This window comes from Streptomyces sp. TSRI0107 (assembly GCF_001905845.1).
Taxonomy (GTDB): Bacteria; Actinomycetota; Actinomycetes; order Streptomycetales; family Streptomycetaceae; genus Streptomyces.
In genome coordinates this window covers 620,429-642,128 of sequence record NZ_LIVZ01000002.1, presented here as the reverse complement: position 1 = coordinate 642,128, position 21,700 = coordinate 620,429, and the positions used below count along the sequence as shown (strand labels likewise).

The window sequence follows — 21,700 nt, the reverse complement described above, 5'->3', positions numbered from 1 at the left end:
AGACACGCACACCCGCACACCCGCAGACACGACAACGAGTGAGGTTCCCATGGCCGACGACGACAAGCTCGTCGAGTACCTCCGATGGGTGACCACCGACCTTGAGGAGACCCGCCGGCGGCTGGGCGAGGTCGAGGAGGCCGCCCAGGAGCCCATCGCCATCGTCGCCATGAGCTGCCGGCTGCCCGGTGGTGTCACCACCCCCGAGGAGCTGTGGCGGCTGCTGGCCGACGGCACCGACGCCGTCTCCGGGTTCCCCACGGACCGGGGCTGGGACCTCGACTCCCTGTACGACCCGGACCCGGACCGCGCGGGCACCTCGTACACCCGCCACGGCGGATTCGTCGACGGGTACGCGGACTTCGACCCCGCCTTCTTCGGGATCAGCCCCCGCGAGGCCCTGGCCATGGACCCGCAGCAGCGGCTGCTCCTGGAGGTCGCCTGGGAGGCGTTCGAACGGGCCGGCCTGCCCGCCGAGCGGGTGCGCGGCAGCCGCACCGGCGTGTTCGCCGGCGTGATGTACAACGACTACGGCAGCCGGATCCGCCGCCCCGCCGACGACACGGAGGGCTACCTCGGCACCGGGAGCGCGGGCAGCGTCGCCTCCGGGCGGGTGGCGTACACCTTCGGCCTGGAGGGTCCGGCCGTCACCGTCGACACCGCCTGCTCCTCCTCGCTCGTCGCCCTCCACCTGGCCGTCCAGGCGCTGCGGCAGGGCGACTGCGAACTCGCCCTGGCCGGCGGCGTCTCGCTGATGGCCACTCCGGCGACCTTCGTCGGCTTCAGCCGGCAGCGCGGCCTCGCGCCCGACGGACGCTGCAAGGCGTTCGGGGCGGCGGCGGACGGCACCGGATGGTCCGAGGGCGCCGGGCTGCTGCTCCTCGAACGGCTCTCCGCCGCGCGCGCCAACGGCCACCCGGTCCTGGCCGTCGTCCGGGGCACCGCCGTCAACCAGGACGGCGCCAGCGGCGCCCTGACCGCGCCCAACGGTCCCGCGCAGGAACGCGTCATCGAACAGGCGCTGCGCAACGCCCGGCTGCGGCCCGACCAGGTCGACGCCGTGGAGGCGCACGGCACCGGCACGACGCTCGGCGACCCCATCGAGGCACGGGCGCTGCAGTCGGTGTACGGAAGGGGCAGGCAGGCGGGGCGGCCGCTGTGGCTCGGCTCCCTGAAGTCCAACATCGGCCACACGCAGGCCGCGGCGGGCGTCGCCGGGATCATCAAGACGGTGCTGGCGATGCGCCACGGCGTCCTGCCGCGGACCCTGCACGCCGACGAGCCCTCACCGCACGTCGACTGGCAGGCCGGTCCGCTCGCGCTGCTCACCGAGGCCCGGCCCTGGCACCGCGCCGACGGGCCCCGCCGCGCGGGAGTCTCCGCGTTCGGCATCAGCGGCACCAACGCGCACGTCGTCATCGAGGAGGCACCCACCGGCGAGGAACCCGAGGAACCCGAGGAATCCGAGAAACCCGCCACGCGGGAATCCGCCGCGCAGGAATCCGCCGCGCAGGATTCCGAGCCGCCGCCCACCCCCCAGCCGTCGGGCCTCCCGCCGCTGTGGACGCTGTCGGCCCGGACCGCCGAGGCCCTGAGCGCCCAGGCCGAACGGCTCGCCGCCCACGTACGGGCCCACCCCGAGCTGCGTCCCGCGGACATCGGCTGGTCGCTGCTGCGCACCCGCACCGCGTTCGCGCACCGCGCCGCCGTCGTGGGCCGTGGCCGGGACGAACTCCTGGCCGCTTTGGAGGCGCTGGCGGCCGGAGACCTCGCCCCCGGCGCGGCACGCGCCGCCGCCACGACCGGCCGGGCCGCCCTCGTCTTCCCCGGCACCGGCAGCCAGTGGGCGGGCATGGCCGGCGACCTCCTCGACACCTCGCCGGTGTTCGCCGGGCGGATCGAGGAGTGCGCGCGGGCGCTGCGCCCCTACGTGGACTGGTCCCTGACCGACGTGCTGCGCGGAGCGCCCGGCGCGCCGCCGCTGGAGCGCACCGAGGTCGTCCAGCCCGCGCTGTGGGCCGTGATGGTCGCGCTGGCCGCCCTCTGGGAGTCCGCGGGCGTCGAGATCTCCGGGGTCGTGGGCCATTCGCAGGGCGAGATCGCGGCGGCGGCCGTCAGCGGCGCCCTGTCGCTGCCGGACGCGGCGCGCGTGGTGGCCCTGCGCGCCCGTGCGCTGGCCTCGATCAGCGGTCGCGGCGGCCTGGTGTTCGTCGCCGAGGCCGCCGACGACGTACGCCGCCGGCTGGCGGACGGGCACGGCGGCCTCACGGTGGCCGCGGTCAACGGGCCCCGCTCCGTGGTCGTCGCCGGACCAGACGCGGACCTCGACGCGCTGCTCGCCCGCTGCGAGCGGGAGGGCGTCTGGGCACGCCGCGTCCCCCTCGCCTACGCCTCCCACACCCCGCAGGTCGAGTCGGTGCGCGAGGAACTGCTGACCGCTCTGGCGCCGGTGGCGCCCCGGGCCGCCGCGAGGCTGCCCCTCTACTCCCCGGCGACGGGCGGGCTCGTGGAACCCGCGGCGCTGGACGCCGGCTTCTGGTACCGCAGCCTCCGGCAGCCGGTGGAGTTCGAAACCACCGTCCGCGCCATGCTGGCGGACGGCTTCGACCTGTTCATCGAGTGCGCCCCGCACCCCGCGCTCGCCCAGGCCCTGCACGAGACCGTCGAGGACGCGGGCGCCGAAGCCGCCGTCGTCGGCACGCTGCACCGCGGCGACGCCGGCCTGCGCCGCTTCACCCACGCCGTAGCCGAGGCGGTGGCGGCCGGCGCCCGGCTGGACGCCGACCGGTACTTCGGCGCCGCCGAGCGCGTCGACCTGCCCACGTACGCCTTCCGGCGCACCCGCTTCTGGCTGCCGGGCGACGACGACACGGCGCCGTCCACCGCGTCACGGGACCGCGAGGACACCTGGCGGCTCGCCGTGACGGAGCCCGGCGACCTCGGCAGCCTCGCCCCGGTGCCCGCCCCCGATGCCCGCCGTGACCTTGCCCCGCACGAGATCCGGGTCGCCGTGCGGGCGACGGGACTGCACTTCGGGGACGTCCTCGCCGGACTCGGCCTCGCCCCGCACGGGCGGGACGGCACGGTCCTGGGTGTCGAGGCCGCCGGTGTGGTCCTGGAGACCGGGGCCGACGTCACCGGCGTCGGCGTGGGCGACCGGGTGATGGGCCTCTTCCCGGGCGGCGCGGCCGGCCCGGTCGCCGTCACCGACCACCGCTTCACCCTCCGTACGCCCGCAGCCTGGTCCTTCGCCGAGGCCGCGGTGACCCCGCTGGCCTACGTCACCGCCCACCACGCTCTGTTCGGGCTCGCCGGGCTGCGTCCGGGCGAGTCGGTGCTCGTGCATGCCGCGAGCGGCGGCACCGGGCGGGCGGCGGTGCACCTCGCCCGGCACCACGGGGCGGACGTGCTCGCCACCGACACCCCCGACCACTGGACGGAACTGCTCGCCCTGGGGCTGCCGGAGGAGCGGCTGGCCTCCTCGGCCGGCCCCGGGTTCGGCGCGTCGCTCCTCGACGCCACCGGTGGGCGCGGCGCCGACGTCGTCGTGAACTGCCTGGCGGGGGAGTACACCGACGCCACGCTGCGGCTGCTGCCGCGCGGCGGACGGTTCGTGGAGACCGGCCGCACCGACGTCCGCGACGCCGACCGGGTCGCCGCGGACCACCCGGGCGTCAGCTACCTGGTCGCCGACCTCACCGGCCTGGCCGCCGCCGGTTCGGACGATCCGGAAGCGGTCGGTGCCGGACCGGACCGCATCCGTTCCGTCCTCACCGAACTCGCCCCGCTGTTCGACGACGGCACGCTGCCCCCGCCGGCCGCGCCCGTCTGGGACACCGACCGGGCCGCGGCGGCGCTGGACCATCTCGCCCGGGCCCGGCACGCCGGCCAGGCGGTGCTCGTCCTGCCGTCGGCGGACCGCTCGGGCGCCGCCGCCACGCCCGCCGCGCCGCCCGCCGCGCCGGCCCGGGAGACCCCGCCGGCCGAGCTGCGCGACCTCGACCCCGGCGCCCGGCACGCGTTCCTGCTGGACCTCGTCCGCACGGAGGCCGCCGCCGTCCTCGGCCACGACGACGCCCGCGCGATCGGCTCCGACCAGCGCTTCCAGGAACTCGGGCTCGACTCGCTCACCGCCGTCCAGCTGCGCTCCCGGCTGGCCGCGGCGACCGGACTGCGGCTCACCGCGACCCTGGTCTTCGACCACCCCACCCCCCGTGCGGTCGCCGGTCACCTCCTCGCCCGCACCGGCGGGGACGCCGCCGACCACGAGCCCCGGCCCGCCGGCACAAGGCCCGCCACCGCCGACGAGCCCCTGGCGATCGTGGCGACGAGCTGCCGGTTCCCCGGCGGTGTGAGCTCGCCCGAGGAGCTGTGGCAGGTGCTGGACGCCGGAGCCGACGTCATCGGCGACTTCCCCCGGGACCGCGGCTGGAACCTCGCCGAACTGCACGCGGAGACGGACGGGCCCGGCACCACCTACGCCCGCCAGGGCGGCTTCATCGACACGGTCGCCGACTTCGACGCCGCGTTCTTCGGGATCTCACCGCGCGAGGCACTGGCCATGGACCCCCAGCAGCGGCTGCTGCTGGAGACCGCCTGGGAGGCGTTCGAACGCGGCGGCATCGACCCCGAGTCGGCGGCCGACGGCCGCGTGGGTGTCTTCGTCGGCACCAACGGACAGGACTACCCGAGGGTCCTCGCCACCGGGAAGGAGGACCTGGAGGGGTACGTCGGCACCGGCAACGCCGCCAGTGTCCTGGCCGGGCGCGTCGCCTACGCGTTCGGCTTCAAGGGCCCGGCGGTCACCGTCGACACCGCGTGCTCCTCGTCGCTGGTGGCCCTCCACTGGGCCGCGCAGGCGCTGCGCCGGGACGAGTGCTCCCTGGCCCTGGTGGGCGGCGTCACCCTCATGACGAGCCCCCTGCTGTTCACCGAGTTCAACCGGCAGAAGGTGCTGTCCCCGGGCGGCAGGTGCCGGTCCTTCTCCGCCGACGCGGACGGTACGAGCTGGAGCGAGGGCGTCGGCGTCCTGCTCGTGGAGCGGCTGTCCGACGCGCGGCGCCACGGGCACCGGGTGCTGGCCGTGGTGCGCGGCTCCGCCGTCAACTCCGACGGCGCCAGCAACGGCCTCACGGCACCCAACGGACCGGCCCAGGAGCAGGTGGTGCGCAGTGCCCTCGCCGACGCGGGCCTGACCGCCGCCGACGTGGACGCGGTGGAGGCCCACGGCACCGGCACGAAACTCGGCGACCCCATCGAGGCGCAGGCGCTGCTCGCCACCTACGGGCAGCGCCCCGCCGGCGCCCCGCTGTGGCTGGGCTCGCTGAAGTCCAACATCGGCCACACACAGGCCGCTTCGGGTGTCGCGGGCATCATCAAACTGGTCGAGGCGCTGCGGCACGAGCGACTGCCGAAGACTTTGCACGTGTCCGAGCCGACCCCGCACGTCGACTGGTCGGCCGGGGCGGTGGAACTCCTCACCGAGTCCCGGCCGTGGCCGCGCGCCGGGCACCCGCGCCGGGCGGGCGTGTCGTCGTTCGGCATCAGCGGCACCAACGCCCACGTCATCGTCGAGGAGGCCCCCGCCGCCGACCCGGAAGACGCGAGCGACCCGTACAACCTGTACGACCCGTACGACCCGAGCGCCCCGGACGGCCGGGAGCTGGAGCCGGAGCTGGAGCCGGAGCTGGAGCCGTCCGCCGAGGACGGCCGCCGCCCCGTGCCGTGGATCCTGTCCGCCAGGAGCCCGCAGGCCCTGCGCGGCCAGGCCGCGCGGCTGGCGGAGCACCTGACGGCCGCCCGGCCCGCGCCCCGGCCCGTGGACGTGGGCTGGTCCCTCGCCACCACCCGCGCCGCGCTGCGCCACCGGGCCGTCGTCCTCGCCGAGGACCCCGAGCAGGTGTCCGCCGCGCTCGCCGCGGTCGCCGCGGGCCAGGACGCCGCCGGCGTGGTGCACGGGGAGGCCCGCGAGGACCACAAGGCGGCCTTCCTGTTCGCCGGGCAGGGCAGTCAGACCGCCGGCATGGGACGGGACCTGTACGCCGCCCACCCCGCCTTCGCCGACGCCTTCGACGCGGCCTGCGCCGCCCTCGCCCCGCACCTGCGGCTGCCGCTGCGCGAGGTGGTCCTCGCCCCGGCCGGCGCCGCGCCCGACGGGCTGCTCGACCGCACCGAGTACGCGCAGCCCGCCCTGTTCGCCTTCGAGGTGGCCCTGTTCCGGCTCCTGGAGTCCTGGGGGATCACCCCGGACCTGCTGGCCGGGCACTCGGTGGGGGAGATCGCGGCCGCCCACGTGGCCGGAGTGCTCGACCTGGCCGACGCCGCCGAACTGGTCGCGGCGCGCGGCCGTCTGATGCAGGCGCTCCCGGAGGGCGGCGCGATGGCCGCCGTGGAGGCCGGTCCCGAGGAGGTCGGCGCCCTGCTCGACGCGGCGGGCGGCGCGGTCGGGATCGCCGCGGTCAACGGCCCGCGGGCGACCGTGCTGTCCGGACCCCGCGACGCGGTGGACGGTGTCGTCGGCGTCCTCCGCGAACGCGGCCGCCGGGTCTCCTGGCTGCGGGTGAGCCACGCCTTCCACTCCCCGCTGATGGACCCGATGCTCGACGCGTTCGAGCAGGTCGCCGAGCGGCTGACGTACCACCCGCCGCGCATCCCGGTCGTCTCCACCCTGACCGGGCGGGCCGCGACCGGCGAGGAGCTGTGCTCGCCCGCCCACTGGGTCCGGCACGCCCGCGGCACCGTGCGCTTCCACGACGCCGTCCGCACCCTGGAGGAGGCGGGCGCCACCCTCTACGTGGAGGTGGGTCCGCTGGGCGTCCTCAGCCCGATGGCCGGCGACTGCCTGACGGGCGGCGGCACCGTCGTCGCGGCCCAGCGCAGGGACCGGCCGCAGGAGGCGACGCTGCTGCTCGCCGTCGGCGAACTGTACGCGCGGGGCCTGCCGGTGGACTGGCGGGCCGTCCTCGCCGGGCGCGGCCCGCGGACGGTGGAACTGCCCACGTACGCCTTCCAGCGCGAGCGGTACTGGCCGCGGCGCGGCCTCGCCCGGCACGACGCCCGGCACGGCGGGCACCCCGTCCTCGGCACCGTCACCCGGCTCGGCGACACCGACCGGTACCTCGCCACCGGCCGCCTCTCGGCCGAGGCGATCCCCTGGCTCGCGGAACACCGGGTGTTCGAGGCCACGGTGGTACCCGGCACCCTCTACGTCGAACTGGCCGTCCAGGCCGCGCACGCCGTCGGCAGCCCGCTGGTGCGGGAACTGACCCTGCACACCCCGCTCGTCCTGCAGGACGCCGAGACCGAACTCCAGCTCCTGGTCGGCGAGGAGGACGAGTCCGGAACGCGACCGCTCCAGCTGTACGCCCGGCCGTACGACGGCACGGACACCGCGAGCTGGACCCTGCACGCCGACGGCACCCTCGCCGCCGCCGACGACGCCGCGCCGAGCCCCGGCCTGCGCCAGTGGCCGCCCGCCGCGGCCGAGCCGGTCGACGTGGACGGCCTGTACGCGGACTTCGCCGCCCAAGGCGTGGACTACGGCCCCCTCTTCCAGGGCGTGACCGCGGTCTGGCGGGACGGTGACGTGCTCTACGCCGAGGTCGGCCTCCCGGACGGCGGCGACCCCGGCGCCTTCGCCCTGCACCCCGCCCTGTGGGACGCCGCCCAGCACCCGGCCGCGATGGACGGCCTGGGCTCCGGCTCCGGAGCGGCGGTGCCGTTCTCCTGGACGGACGTCCGGGTGCACGCCGCGGGCGCCGCCCGACTCCGGGTGCGGATCGCGCCGGCCGGCGAGAACACCGTCACCATGGCGATCGCCGACGGCCAGGGCGAACCGGTGGCGGACGTCGCCCGCCTGACGGCCCGGCGCGCCTCCGCCCGGCACCTGGGCACCGAACCCTCCGGCGCGGCGGGCGACCTGTACCGCGTCGACTGGGTGACGAGCACCGTCGCCGGCACCGCCGAGCCGCCGGCCCTGGCCTGGCTCGGCACGGAACGGCCCCCCGCCCCGCTCACCGGCGTCGTCGAGGCCGGAGCCGACGCGGGCGCCGACGCGGGCGCCGACTTCACCCTCGTACCGATCACCCGGCAGGACGACGCGGTACCGGCGGCAGCGGCGCAGGCGCTCCGGGCCGTGCGGTCCTGGCTCGCCGACGACGGCCGGTCCGCGCGCGGCCGGCTGGTCCTGCTCACCACGGGCGCCGTCGCCTGCGACCCGGACGAGCCGCTGGACAGCCCCGCCCAGTCGGCCGTATGGGGCCTGGCGCGCGCCGCCCAGGCCGAGTACCCCGGGCGGGTCGTGGTGGCCGACCTGGCCGGGGGCGACGCCGCCTGGGACGCCCTGCCCGCCGCCCTCGCCTCGGGCGAACCCCAGTTCGCGCTGCGCGGCGACCGCATGCTCGTACCCCGGCTCGCCCCGGCAGCCCCCGCCACCGGCGGCACCGCCCTCGACCCGGACGGCACGGTCCTGATCACCGGCGGCACCGGAGACCTCGGCGCGCTCCTGGCCCGCCACCTCGTCGAGGCGCACGGCGTCCGCGGCCTGCTGCTGGCCAGCCGGGGCGGCCCCGCCGCGGAGGGCGCGCCGGAACTCGCCGCCGCGCTGCGCGAGTCGGGCGCCGAGGTGACGGTGGCCGCCTGCGACGTGACCGACCGGGACGCGCTGGCGGCACTGATCGCCGCCGTCCCCGCCGAACGGCCGCTGACCGCAGTCGTGCACGCCGCCGGCGTCCTGGACGACGGTGTGATCGGCTCCCTCACCGAGGACCGCCTGGACCGCGTCATGGCGCCCAAGGCCGTCGCCGCCCGGCACCTGCACGAACTCACCCGGGACCTGGAGCTGTCGGCGTTCGTGCTGTTCTCCTCCGCGTCCGGCGTCCTCGGCTCCGCCGGACAGGGCGCCTACGCGGCCGCCAACAGCTACCTCGACGGGCTCGCCCGGCACCGCGCCGCCGCCGGACTGCCCGCCACCTCACTCGCCTGGGGCCTGTGGGAGCAGCGGGAGCGCGGCATGGCCGGCGGACTGACCGACGCCGAACGCAGCCGCATCACACGGGCCGGCTTCGGCGCGATCGCACCGGACACCGGACTCGCCCTGTTCGACGCCGCCCTCCAGCGGCCCGAACCGGTCCTCGTCCCCGCCCGCTTCGACCTGCCGCTGCTCCGGCCGCGCGGCGCCGACCCCGACTTCCCGCCGGTCCTCAAAGGCATCGTGCGGCCCCCGCGCACACCCGCCCCCACCGTGCGGGCCGCCGCGGCCGACGGCCCCACGCTCGCCGAGCGGTTGCTGCCGCTGGACGACGCCGGACGGGAACGCCTGCTGCTCGACCTCGTCCTCGCCCAGACCGCCGCCGTGCTCGGCCACGGCTCGGCCCGCGCCATCGCACCCGACCGGCCCTTCACCGAGTCCGGGCTCGACTCGCTGGCGGCCGTGGAGATCCGGGGCCGGCTCGACTCCGCCACCGGGATCCGCCTGCCCGCCACCGCGGTCTTCGACCATCCCACGCCCGCCGCGCTGGCCGCCTACCTCCGCGACGAACTCGTCCCCGCCGCGCCCCGGCCCCTCGACGCGGCCCTCGACGACCTCGCCCGGCTGCGGGACGCGATCCCCGAACTGGCGGGCGACCCCGAGGCGGCCGAACAGATCCGGCTGCGGCTGAAAGGGCTGCTCACCGCCTGGGACCAGGCCGTCGCCACCGCGGAAGCGGTGCCCGGCGAACCCGAGGGCGACGCGCTCGACTCCGACGACATCGGCGAACTGCTCGCCATCATCAACGAAGAGCTGGGGAACACCTGATGACGGCCACCGACGCGACAGCCCCGGACCCCCGGCAGGTCGTGGACACCCTCAAGCGGCTGACCACCGAACTGCGCCAGGTCCGCAAACGGCTCCAGGACACCGAGGACGCGGCCCGCGAACCCGTCGCCGTCATCGGCATGGCCTGCCGCTACCCCGGCGGCGTCCGCACCCCCGAGGACCTGTGGCGGCTCGTCGCCCAGGAACGCGACGCGGTGTCCGCGTTCCCCACCGACCGCGGCTGGGACCTCGACGCCCTGCACGGGCCGGACGCCGAGGACGCCGGCACCAGCCACGCCGACGCCGGCGGATTCCTGTACGACGTCGCCGACTTCGACCCGGCGCCCTTCGGCATCGGCCCCCGCGAGGCCACGGCGATGGACCCCCAGCAGCGGCTGCTGCTGGAGACGGCGTGGGAGGCCTTCGAACACGCGGGCATCGACCCGACGACCCTGCGCGGCAGCCGGACCGGCGTCTACGCCGGGATCATGTACCACGACTACGCCGCCCGGCTGCGCGAACTGCCCGACGAGGTCATGGGCTACCTGGGCACCGGCACCTCCGGCAGCATCGCCTCCGGCCGGATCGCCTACACCTTCGGCCTGGAGGGCCCGGCCGTCACCATCGACACCGCCTGCTCCTCCTCCCTGGTCGCCCTCCACCTCGCCGTCTCCGCGCTCCGCAAGGGCGAGTGCTCCCTCGCGATGGCCGGCGGGGCCACCGTGATGGCGTCCCCCATGCCCTTCGTCGACTTCAGCCGCCAGGAGGGCCTCGCCTCCGACGGCCGGTGCAAGTCCTTCGCCGCCGCCGCCGACGGCACCGGCTGGGCGGAGGGCGCCGGGATGCTGCTGCTGGAGCGGCTGTCCGACGCCCGCCGCAACGGCCACCGCGTGCTGGCCGTCGTCCGCGGCACCGCCGTCAACCAGGACGGCGCCAGCAACGGCCTGACCGCGCCCAACGGGCCGGCCCAGCAGCGGGTGATCCGGCAGGCCCTCGCCGACGCCGGCCTCGGCCCCGCCGACGTGGACGCCGTCGAGGCGCACGGCACCGGCACCAAACTCGGCGACCCCATCGAGGCGCAGGCCCTGCTCGCCACGTACGGCCGGGGCCGTCCCGCAGACCGCCCGCTGCTGCTCGGCTCCCTGAAGTCCAACATCGGCCACACCCAGGCCGCGGCAGGCGTCGGCGGCGTCATGAAGATGGTTCTCGCGCTGCGCGAGGGCACCCTGCCCAGGACCCTCCACGTCGACGAGCCCACCCCGCACGTCGACTGGACCGCCGGCGCCGTGGAACTCCTCACCGAGGCCCGCCCGTGGCCCCGCGGCGAGGCGCCCCGCCGGGCCGCCGTCTCCTCGTTCGGGTTCAGCGGCACCAACGCGCACGCCATCATCGAGGAGCCCCCGCACCCCGACGAGCCCGCGCCCGACGAGCCCGCACCCACCGCCCGGCCCGCCGCCCTGTGGGCCCTGACGGCCGCCTCCGAACCGGCGCTGCGCGGCCAGGCCGCACAACTCGCCGCACACCTGCGCCGCCACCCGCACACGCGCCCCCTCGACATCGGGTACTCCCTGCTCACCACCCGCACCGCCCTGGAGCACCGCGCGGTCCTGGCCGGGCACGACCGGGAGGCGATGCTGCGCGACGTGGAGGCGTTCGCCGCCGGCCGGTCCTCCGGGCTGCTGCACACGCGGACCGTCCAGGGCGGCCTCGCCATGATGTTCACCGGCGGCGGCAGCCAGCGCCCGGGCATGGGCCGCGAACTGCACGCCGCCTTCCCGGCCTTCGCCGACGCGTTCGACGCCGTCTGCGCCGAACTGGACCGGCACCTGCCCGCCCCGCTGCGCCCCGTCGCCTTCGGCGAGCCGGGGGAGGAGGCGGAGGCCCTGCTGGCCGGGCAGGCCTACGCACAGCCCGCGCTGTTCGCCGTCGAGGTGGCGCTGTTCCGGCTGTTCACCTCCTGGGGCGTCGAACCCGACCACGTCCTCGGCCACTCCGGCGGCGAACTGGCCGCCGCCCACGTCGCCGGCGTGCTCTCGCTGCCCGACGCGGCGGCCCTGGTCGCCGCGCGCGGCCGGCTCACCCAGGCACTGCCGGAGGGCGGCGCCATGGTGGCGGTCGCCGCCTCGGAGGACGAGGTCCGGCCCCTGCTGGCCGACGGCGCCGAGATCGCCGCCGTCAACAGCCCCGAGGCGGTCGTCCTCACCGGCGACGAAGGCGCCGTCACCGCCCTCGCCGCCCACTTCGCCGGACGGGGCCGCAAGACCAGGCGGCTGAACGTCAGCTACGCCTCCCACTCGTCCCGCGTCGACCCCATGCTGGACGACCTCCGGCAGGTCGCCGCCGGCCTGGAGTTCCGGCCGCCCCGGATCGGCTTCGTCTCCACCGTCACCGGCCGGCCGGTCGACGACGAGGAGCTGTGCACCCCCGAGTACTGGGTGCGCAACGCCCGCCGGCCCGTCCGGTTCGCCGACGCCGTACGCCACCTCGAGGCCGCCGGGGTGCGCACCTTCCTGGAACTCGGGCCCGACGCGGCACTCACCCCCATGGCCGGTGCCTGCCTCACCGCCCCCGACGCGGCGGCCCTGTCCACCCAGCGCGCCGGCCGCGCCGAGGTCACCACGGTGACCACCGCCGTCGGCCACCTCCACGCGCGCGGTACGGCCGTCGACTGGGAGGCCTGCTTCCAGGGCACGGGCGCGCGGCAGGTGGAGCTGCCCACGTACGCCTTCCAGCGCCGCCGCCACTGGCTGGAGGCACCGGCACGCCGTCGGCTCGACGTGTCCCAGGCCGGCCTCGCCTCCCCCGAGCACCCGCTGCTCGGCGCGAGCATCGTGCTCGCCGACTCCGGGGAACTGCTGTACACGGGGCGGCTCTCGGCGGCGGGCCGGCCATGGCTGGCCGACCACGCCGTCGGCGGCGCCGTCCTGCTGCCCGGCACCGCCTTCCTGGAACTCGCCCTGCGCGCGGGCCGCCAGGCGGACTGCGACCACCTCGACGAACTCACCCTCACCGCCCCCCTGGTGATACCGGCCGACGCGGCGATGGTCCTGCAGATCCGGGTCGGCGCCCCCGACCCGGACGGACGACGGCCCGTCGAGGTGTACGCGCGCGCCGAGGACGCCCTGCCCGGACAGCCGTGGACCCGGCACGCCTCGGGCACCGTCTCCCCGGCGCAGCCCGGCCCGGAGACCGATCCGGAGCCCGACCCGGAACTCGCCCACTGGCCGCCCGCCGACGCCACCGCCCTGGACCTGGACGACCTCTACGACCGCCTCGCCGCCCAAGGGCTGCGCTACGGCCCGGCGTTCCAGGGGCTGCGCGCCGCCTGGCAGCGCGGGGACGACCTCTTCGCCGAGGTCTCCCTGGACGACGAACAGCAGGACTCCGCCGACGCGTTCGGCATGCACCCCGCCCTCCTCGACGCCGCCCTGCACGCCCTCGCCCTGGGCACCCTGCCGGGAGCCCCCGACACCGCCGCGCTCCCGTTCGCCTGGCACGGCGTGACCCCGCACGCGGGCGGAGCCGCCACCGCGCGGGTACGGCTCACCGCGGCCGGCCCCGGCGCCGTCGCCCTCCACGCGGCCGACCCGGCCGGCCTGCCGCTGCTCACCGTGGAATCCCTCGCCCTGCGCCCCGCCGGACAGCTCGCCGACGCGGGCCCGGCCACGGCCGAACCGCTGCTGCGGGTCACCTGGGCGGCCCCGCGGACCCCGGTCGTCCCGGCACCGTACGGCGGGACGGCACCGCTCGCCGAAGCACTGCGCTCCGCGGACGCGCCCCCGGACGTCGTGCTCCTGCCCCTTCTCGACGCGCCGCCCGGATCCCGGCCGGCCCAGGCGGCGGCGGAGACCGTCGCCGACGCCCTGGAACTCGTCCGCGGCTGGCTCGCCGACGACCGGTTCGCGGACACCCGCCTGGTCGTCGCCACCCGGGGCGCGGTGGCCGCCGACGCGGACGAGGACGTCACCGACCTGCCCGCGGCCGCCGTCCTGGGCCTGCTGCGGTCGGCCCAGTCGGAGCACCCCGGCCGGATCGTCCTGGTGGACACCGACGACCCCGGCACGCTGCCCCGCGACCTGGGCGCGGTGCTGGGCGCCGACGAGCCGGGCGTCGCCCTGCGCGGCGGCCGGCTCCTCGTGCCGCGCCTCGCCCCCGTCCCCGCCGCCGACGAGGGACGGCCGGTGGAGTTCGACCCGGACGGAACCGTCCTGATCACCGGCGGCACGGGGGCGCTCGGCGGGCTCCTGGCCCGCCACCTCGTCACCCGGCACGGCGTACGCCACCTGCTGCTGGCCGGCCGCAGCGGCCCGGCCGCCGACGGCGCGGACGAACTCGCCGCCGACCTGCGCGAGGCCGGCGCCGACGTCACGCTCGCCGCGTGCGACGTCGCCGACCGGGACGAGGTGGCCGCCCTCCTCGCCGCCGTCCCGCCGGACCACCCGCTGACCGCCGTCGTCCACGCCGCCGGGCTCCTCGACGACGGCACCGTCGAGGCACTGACCCCCGAGCGGGTGCACCGCGTCATGGGCCCCAAGGCCGCCGGCGCCTGGCACCTGCACGAGCTGACCCGGGACCTGGAGCTGTCCGCCTTCGTGCTGTTCTCGTCGGCGGCCGGCCTGCTCGGGGCCCCCGGACAGGGCAACTACGCCGCGGCCAACGGCTTCCTGGACGCCCTGGCCGTACACCGCCGCCGGCTCGGGCTGCCCGCGCTGTCCCTGGCCTGGGGACTGTGGGAGGGCACCTCAGGAATGGTCGCCGGAGTGGACGCCCCGGCACGCCGCCGCCTGGCCGCTCTCGGCATGCGGCCGATCCCCGCGGCCGAGGGCCTGGTGTCGTTCGACGCGGCCCTGCGCGGCCCCGACCCGGTGGTGGCACCCCTCCACCTGAACCCGCGCCGGGTCGACGCGACCGCCGTACCGGCCCTGCTGCGCGGCCTGATCCGGCCCGTACGGCAGCGGCGGCGCACCGCCGCACCGGCCGGGCCGGGAGACGGCGGCCTCGCCCGGCGTCTCGCCGCCCTGCCCGAGAGCGACCGGCTGCGCGAGCTGACCGGGCTGGTGCGGGCCGAGGCCGCGGCGACCCTGGGCCACGACGGCGCCCAGGACGTGCCGGGCGACCGCCCGTTCTCCGAGCTCGGCTTCGACTCGCTCGCCGCGATCGAACTGCGCAACCGTCTCGGCGCCGCCACCGGGCTGCGGCTGCCGACGACCACGGTGTTCGACCACCCCACCTCCGGCGATCTCGCGGCCCGCCTGCTGACGCTGCTGCTCGACGCCCCGGCGCCGGCCCGCGTGCCCGCGCGGACGTCCGCGCCCGCGGACGAGCCGATCGCCATCATCGGCATGGCCTGCCGCTACCCGGGCGGCGTGACCTCGCCGGAGGACCTGTGGGACCTCGTCAGGACCGGCCGCGACGCCATCACCGAGATGCCCCGCGACCGCGGCTGGGACATCGACGGCCTGTACGACCCCGAGCACGGCCGGCGCGGCACCTTCTCCACCCGGCACGGCGGGTTCCTGCACGACGCGGCCGACTTCGACCCCGGCTTCTTCGGCATCAGCCCGCGTGAAGCCATCGCCATGGACCCGCAGCAGCGGCTGCTGCTGGAGGTGTCCTGGGAGGCGTTCGAACGCGCGGGCATCGACCCGAAGTCGATGCGGGGCAGCGACACCGGCGTCTTCTCCGGCGTGATGTACCACGACTACGGGTCCTGGTCGCGGAGTGCCCCCGAGGACGTCGAGGGATACATCGGCTCCGGGACCGCCGGCAGTGTCGCCTCCGGACGGGTCGCCTACGCGCTGGGCCTGGAGGGACCGGCCGTGACCGTGGACACGGCCTGCTCCTCGTCGCTGGTCGCGCTGCACCTCGCCGCGCAGGCCCTGCGGGCCGGCGAGTGCTCCTACGCCCTGGCCGGCGGAGCCACCGTGATGGCCACCCCCGCCCCCTTCGTCGAGTTCAGCCGCCAGCGCGGGCTGTCCCGGGACGGGCGCTGCAAGTCGTTCGCGGCGGGCGCCGACGGCACCGGGTGGGGCGAGGGCGTCGCCGTCCTCCTCGTCACCCGGCTCTCGGACGCCCGCCGCGACGGGCACCGCGTCCTCGCCGTGCTGCGCGGCAGCGCCGTCAACCAGGACGGCGCCAGCAACGGCCTGACCGCCCCGAGCGGGCCCGCGCAGCAGCGGGTGATCCGGCAGGCGCTGGCGGCGGCCGGACTGACGGCCGGCCAGGTCGACGCGGTCGAGGCCCACGGCACCGGCACCGTGCTCGGAGACCCCATCGAAGCGCAGGCGCTGCTGGCCACGTACGGCGGCGAGCACGGCGAGGACCGGCCCCTGTGGCTCGGCTCGCTCAAGTCGAACATCGGGCACACCCAGGCCGCGGCCGGAGTCGGCGGCGTGATCAAGATGGTGCAGGCGATGCGCCACGGAACGCTCCCGCGCACCCTGCACGTCGACAGCCCCTCACCCCACGTGGACTGGTCGTCCGGCGGGGTGCGGCTGCTGACCGAGGCCGTCGAGTGGCCCGACACCGGCGAACCGCGCCGGGCGGGCGTGTCCTCCTTCGGCATCAGCGGCACCAACGCCCACGCCATCGTCGAACAGGCCCCGGAAGACCTGGCCGCCCCGCTCCCGGCGCAGCCCCTTCCGGCGGGGGCACCGGAAGACCTGGCCGCCCAGCTCCCCGCGCAGCCCCTTCCGGCAGCGCGGGCGGACGACGACGGCGCGCCGTGGCTGCTGTCGGCCACCACCCCCCTCGCCCTGCGCGACCAGGCAAGGCGCCTGATGGCAGAGGTGACCGCGCGGCCGGACACCCCGGCCCGCGACATCGCCTTCAGCCTGGCCACGACCCGGTCCGCGCTGCGCCACCGCGCGGCCGTCCTCGCCGCCGGCCGGGAGGAACGGCTCGACGCGTTGCGGCGGCTCGCCGAGGGCGCCACGGCCGCCCCGGGCGTCCTGACCGGGCGGGCCGCCGACGGCAAGGTGGCCTTCCTGTTCAGCGGCCAGGGCAGCCAGCGGGCCGGCATGGGACGCGAACTGGCCGCCGCCGACCCCGGGTTCGCCAAGGCGCTGGACGAGGTGTGCGAACACTTCGGCCCGCTCCTCGGCCGCCCCCTGCGGGACGTCCTGTCCGCCGGCCCGGGCACGCCCGACGCCGCCCTCCTGGACCGCACCGAGTACGCCCAGCCGGCGCTGTTCGCCATCGAGACCGCGCTGCTGCGCCGGCTCCAGGCGTGGGGTGTGCGGCCCGACGTGGTCGCCGGGCACTCCGTCGGGGAGTTCGCCGCCGCCCACGCGGCGGGTGTCCTCGGCCTGGCGGACGCGGCCGCCCTCGTGGCGGCGCGAGGCCGCCTGATGCAGGCCCTGCCCGCCCAGGGCGCGATGACGGCCGTCGAGGCGTCGGAGGAGGAGGTCGCCCCGCTGCTGACGGAACGGGTCACCGTCGCCGCCGTCAACGGCCCGGCCTCCGTGGTGCTGTCCGGCGACACCGACGCGGTGGACGCGGTGGCCGCCCGGCTCGCCGCGGAGGGCCGCCGGACCCGCCGGCTGCCGGTCGGCCACGCCTTCCACTCGGCCCACATGGACGGCATGCTCGACGAGTTCCGGCGCATCGCGGAGAACTTCACCTTCCGGGAGCCCACCCTCCCGTTCGTCTCCACGGTGACCGGCGCCCCCGCCTCCGCCGCCGAACTGTGCTCGCCCGAGTACTGGGTGCGCCAGCTGCGGCAGCCCGTACGGTTCCGCGACGCGGTCGAGAGGCTGGAGTCGGACGGCACGACCCTCTTCGTCGAGGTCGGACCCGGCACCGCGCTGACCGCACCGGCCCGGGCCACCCTGACCGACCGGGAACGCGCCGTCGTACCCCTGCTGAAGCCCGGCACCCCGGAGCCCGCGGCACTGCGCGCCGCCCTGGCCGAGGCGCACCTGAACGGCACGACCGTGGACTGGGCGGCGTACTTCCAGGGCTCGGACGCCCGCCGCGTCGACCTGCCGACGTACGCCTTCCAGCGCCGGCGGTACTGGCTCGCCCCCGCGCCCCGGCAGACGGACCAGGCCCACCCCGTGCTGGGCCCCGCGGTCACCGCACCGGACATCGAAGGCGCCGTCTTCACCGGTGAGCTGGACGCGCGCGTACTGCCCTGGCTCACCGCACACCGGGTCGCCGGAACGGCCGTCCTGCCCGGCGCCGCCTTCGTGGAACTGGCCCTGAACGCAGGCACCGAACTCGGCTGCCCCACGGTCGAGGACCTGGTGCTGCGGGCCCCGCTGCCCGTCCCGGAACACGGCACCCTCCCGCTGCGGCTGTCCGTGCGCGCACCCGACGAGCACGGCAGGCGGCCCTTCACCGTCTACGCCGCGACCGACGGCGACTGGACCGCGCACGCCGTCGGCACACTGGCGCCCGACACCGCCCGGCCGCCGTCCCCGCCCGCGCAGTGGCCACCGGCCGGGGCGACGGCCGTCGACCTCACCGGCGCCTACGAGCGGCTGACGGAGGCGGGTCTGGCGTACGGCCCGGCGTTCCGGGGCCTGAACGCCGTATGGCGGCACGGCGACGAACTCTTCGCCGAGGCCGCCCTCCCCGACGACACGGACCCGGGTGCCTTCACCCTGCACCCCGCGCTCCTGGACGCCTGCCTGCACGTCCTCGGACTGGGCGACGAGGACGGGCGCCCCGCCCCGGCCGTCCTGCCGTTCTCCTGGCGCGGCGTCCGGCTGCACGCCACCGGGGCGCGCACGGTACGCGTCCACCTGACGCCCGACACCGCCTCCGGCGACTTCTCCCTGGAGCTGACCGACACCGACGGCACACCGGTCGCCTCCGTCGAGGCCCTGGCCCTGCGCCCGGTGACCGGCGACCGGCCTCCGGCCGCCGACCGGGCGCTGCTGCGCGTCGACTGGCACCGGCCGGACACCGCGCGGCCGCCCGCGACGACGCCCGACACGAGCACCTGGACCGTCATCGGCCCCTCGCGCGTCGGCCCCTTCCTGCGCGCCGCCGACCTGGCCTCCGTCCCGGAGAACGCGGACACCGTCCTCGTACCGTTCCAGGAACCCGCCGACCCGCTCGACCCCGAGCCCCTGCGCCGGGCCCTGGAGCTGATCCGCGGCTGGCTGGCCGACCCGCTGCGGGAGAGGTCCCGGCTCGTCGTGGTGACCCGGCGCGCCGTCGCCGCGGCGCCCCGCGAGGACGTCCCCAACCTGGCGCACGCCCCGCTGTGGGGCCTGCTGCGCACCGCCGCCACCGAGCACCCCGGCCGGTTCGCCGTCGTCGACGTGGACGGCGAGGAGGCGTCCTGGCGCGCCCTGCCGGCCGCCGTGGCGGCCCACGCGACACAGGTGGCCGTACGACAGGGCGAACCGCGCGTGCCCCGGCTCGTGCCGGGTGCGTCCGGTGCCTTGCACGGCGCGTCCGGTGCAGTCCCCGACACGTCCGGTGCAGTCCCCGGCGCGTCCGGTGCCGTGACCGGCGCGCCGTTCGGCCCGGATGGCACCGTGCTGGTCACCGGCGCCGCGGGCGGCCTGGGCGGCCTGATCACCCGCCACCTCGTGGCCGCGCACGGCGTACGGCACGTCCTGCTCGCCGGCCGTCGCGCCGCCGACCCGAGGCTGTCCGCCCTGGCCGCCGAGGTCGACCGGCTCGGCGGTACGGCGGCACTCGCCGGCTGCGACATCGGCGACCGCGCGGCGTTGGCGGCGCTGCTGGACGGCGTCCCGCCGGAGCACCCCCTCACCGGGGTCGTGCACTGCGCGGGCGTCCTGGACGACGGAGTGCTCGCGTCCATGACCCCGCAGCGCCTGGAGAACGTCCGGCGCGTGAAGGCCGCCTCGGCCTGGCACCTGCACGAACTGACCCAGGACCGCGAACTGTCCGCCTTCGTGCTGTTCTCGTCGGCGGCCGGTCTGCTCGGCGCCCCCGGCCAGGCCAACTACGCCGCCGCCAACACCTTCCTGGACGCGCTGGCACAGCACCGCCGGGCACACGGCCTGCCCGCGCTCTCCCTGGCCTGGGGCCCGTGGGACCAGGACGGCGACGGCATGGCGGGCCGCGCACAATTGCGGCGCATCGCCCGCGCGGGCGTCCAGGCACTCACGCCCGAACGCGGACTGGCCCTGTTCGACGCGGCCGTCCGCGCGAGCGACCCCGACCCGGTGCTCGCCCCGCTCGTCACGGCCCCGGCACGGCAGGCCGCCCCCGGCGACACCGCCGCCCTCCCCGAACTGCTGCGGACCACGGTCCGGCCCCCGGCCGGAACACCCCGCCCCGCACGGCACGAACACCCGGGTGACACCACGTCACCGGCCGCCCGCCTGGCCGGACTGGACGCCGCCGACCTGGAGGCCGCCCTGCGCGACACCGTCCGCACCGAGGTGGCGGCCGTCCTCGGCTTCCCCTCGCCCGACACGGTCGACGAGCGGGGATCACTGCCCGAGCTGGGCCTGGACTCCCTCACCGCGGTCGAACTGCGCAACCGGCTGGAGCGGGCCACCGGCCTGCGACTGGCGGCGACCGTGGTGTTCGACCACCCGACCCTCCCCGCCCTCGCCGGCCGCCTGCGCGACGACCTGCTCAGCGACCGCCCCGCCCCGGCGGAACCCGGCGCCGACAGCGTCAGCGCCCTGTTCCGGCAGGCCCGGCGGACGGGCCGCACCCTGGACGGCATCGAACTGCTCAAGACGGCCTCCCGGTTCCTGCCGTCCTTCACCGGCCCCGCCGACCTGGACCCGCGGCCCGAACCGGTGCGGCTGGCGGGCGGCGACACCGCCACACCCGCACTGGTCTGCTTCCCGGCACTGGTCGCGAAGTCCGGGCCGGGACAGTTCGCCCGGTTCGCGGGCACCCTGCGCGGACTGCGCGAGGTGGTGGCGCTGCCGGAGCCGGGCTTCCTTCCCGGCGAGCCCCTTCCCGCGCGCTGGGAGGCGGCGGTCGACGCCCAGACCGAGGCGGTACGGCGGTTCGCGGGCGGGGCGCCGGTCGCGCTGCTCGGCTACTCGTCGGGCGGCTGGATCGCCCAGGCGGTGGCCGCCCGGCTCGACGAGACCGGGGAGACACCGGCGGCGCTGATCCTCCTCGACACCTATCTGCAAGCGGAGACCAGCGGCGCGCTCGCCACCGCCCTCACCGACGGACTCTTCACCCGGCACGGCTCGGACGCGGACACCGACACCCGGTCCCTGACGGCCATGGGCGCCTACTTCCGGGTGTTCGAGGACTGGACCCCGACCGGCACCGACGCCCCCACACTCTTCCTGCGGGCGGCCGACGCACTGCCCGGCACCCAGCCGGACGCGAAGCCGTCCTGGGCCCCCGAGGCCACGCTGCAGGAGACCCCCGGCGACCACTTCTCGATGCTCGAGGAGCACGCCGGCACCACCGCACGAGCCGTCCACTCATGGCTTGCCGAGCGGACGACTCCCGTCACGAGCTCAAGGAGCGAACACAATGGCTGAGATTGAGATAACCCCCGAGCTGGTGGAGAACGCATACGTGGCGCTCGTGTCCCTCGACCGCGCGGAGGCCGCCAAGTACTGGTCGGAGGACGTCCGCTTCTCGGTCCCCGGCCGTCACGCGCAGGCCGGCTGGCACAACGGCCTCGACGAACTCCTCGCGTTCCGGCGCGCGTTGACGGAAGCCGCGGGCGGGAACTTCGAGGTGGAGATGGTCACCTCGATGATCAGCGGCAACGAGTGCATGGACGTGGTCAAGGTGCGCGCGGTACGCCCCGGCGCCCCGGAGGGCAGCACCTCTCCCTACGACGTGCTCGACGCCCTCGGCGTGCAGGTGTTCCGCTGGGAGAACGGCCTGATCGTCGAAGGCCGCGCCGGATTCTTCGGCGACGGCGCGACCAACTACGACCAGTGGTGGTCGCCGCTGGGCGCGGACGGCGAGCGCCGGTACCGCTGACCA

The 21,700-nt window shown here is 76.8% G+C and carries 3 protein-coding genes; all 3 read left to right on the top strand.

Annotation, left to right across the window (positions count from 1 at the left end; translation table 11 throughout):
* The first annotated feature begins 88 nt into the window (after positions 1–88).
* Genes AMK31_RS40920 through AMK31_RS06685 form a run of 3 tightly spaced genes read left to right on the top strand, consistent with a single transcriptional unit; the run spans position 89 to position 21,697 of the window.
* Positions 89–9,796 (top strand): type I polyketide synthase, encoded by a 9,708-nt coding sequence (locus AMK31_RS40920; RefSeq protein WP_385310672.1) that lies wholly within the window; start codon positions 89–91, stop codon positions 9,794–9,796.
* Positions 9,796–21,243, top strand: a complete 11,448-nt coding sequence (locus AMK31_RS06690) for a type I polyketide synthase (protein WP_073939436.1) — start codon at positions 9,796–9,798, stop codon at positions 21,241–21,243. The genes AMK31_RS40920 and AMK31_RS06690 overlap by 1 nt, the downstream gene beginning before the upstream one ends.
* Positions 21,236–21,697 (top strand): nuclear transport factor 2 family protein, encoded by a 462-nt coding sequence (locus AMK31_RS06685; protein WP_073939435.1) that lies wholly within the window; start codon positions 21,236–21,238, stop codon positions 21,695–21,697. Before AMK31_RS06690 ends, AMK31_RS06685 begins: the two co-directional genes overlap by 8 nt.
* The last annotated feature ends 3 nt before the right edge of the window (positions 21,698–21,700 follow it).

Bases quoted from the DNA above. Each gene is read 5' to 3' on its own strand.
- AMK31_RS06690 (WP_073939436.1), top strand. From the start codon at position 9,796: ATGACGGCCACCGACGCGACAGCCCCGGACCCCCGGCAGGTCGTGGAC.
- AMK31_RS06685 (WP_073939435.1), top strand. From the start codon at position 21,236: ATGGCTGAGATTGAGATAACCCCCGAGCTGGTGGAGAACGCATACGTG.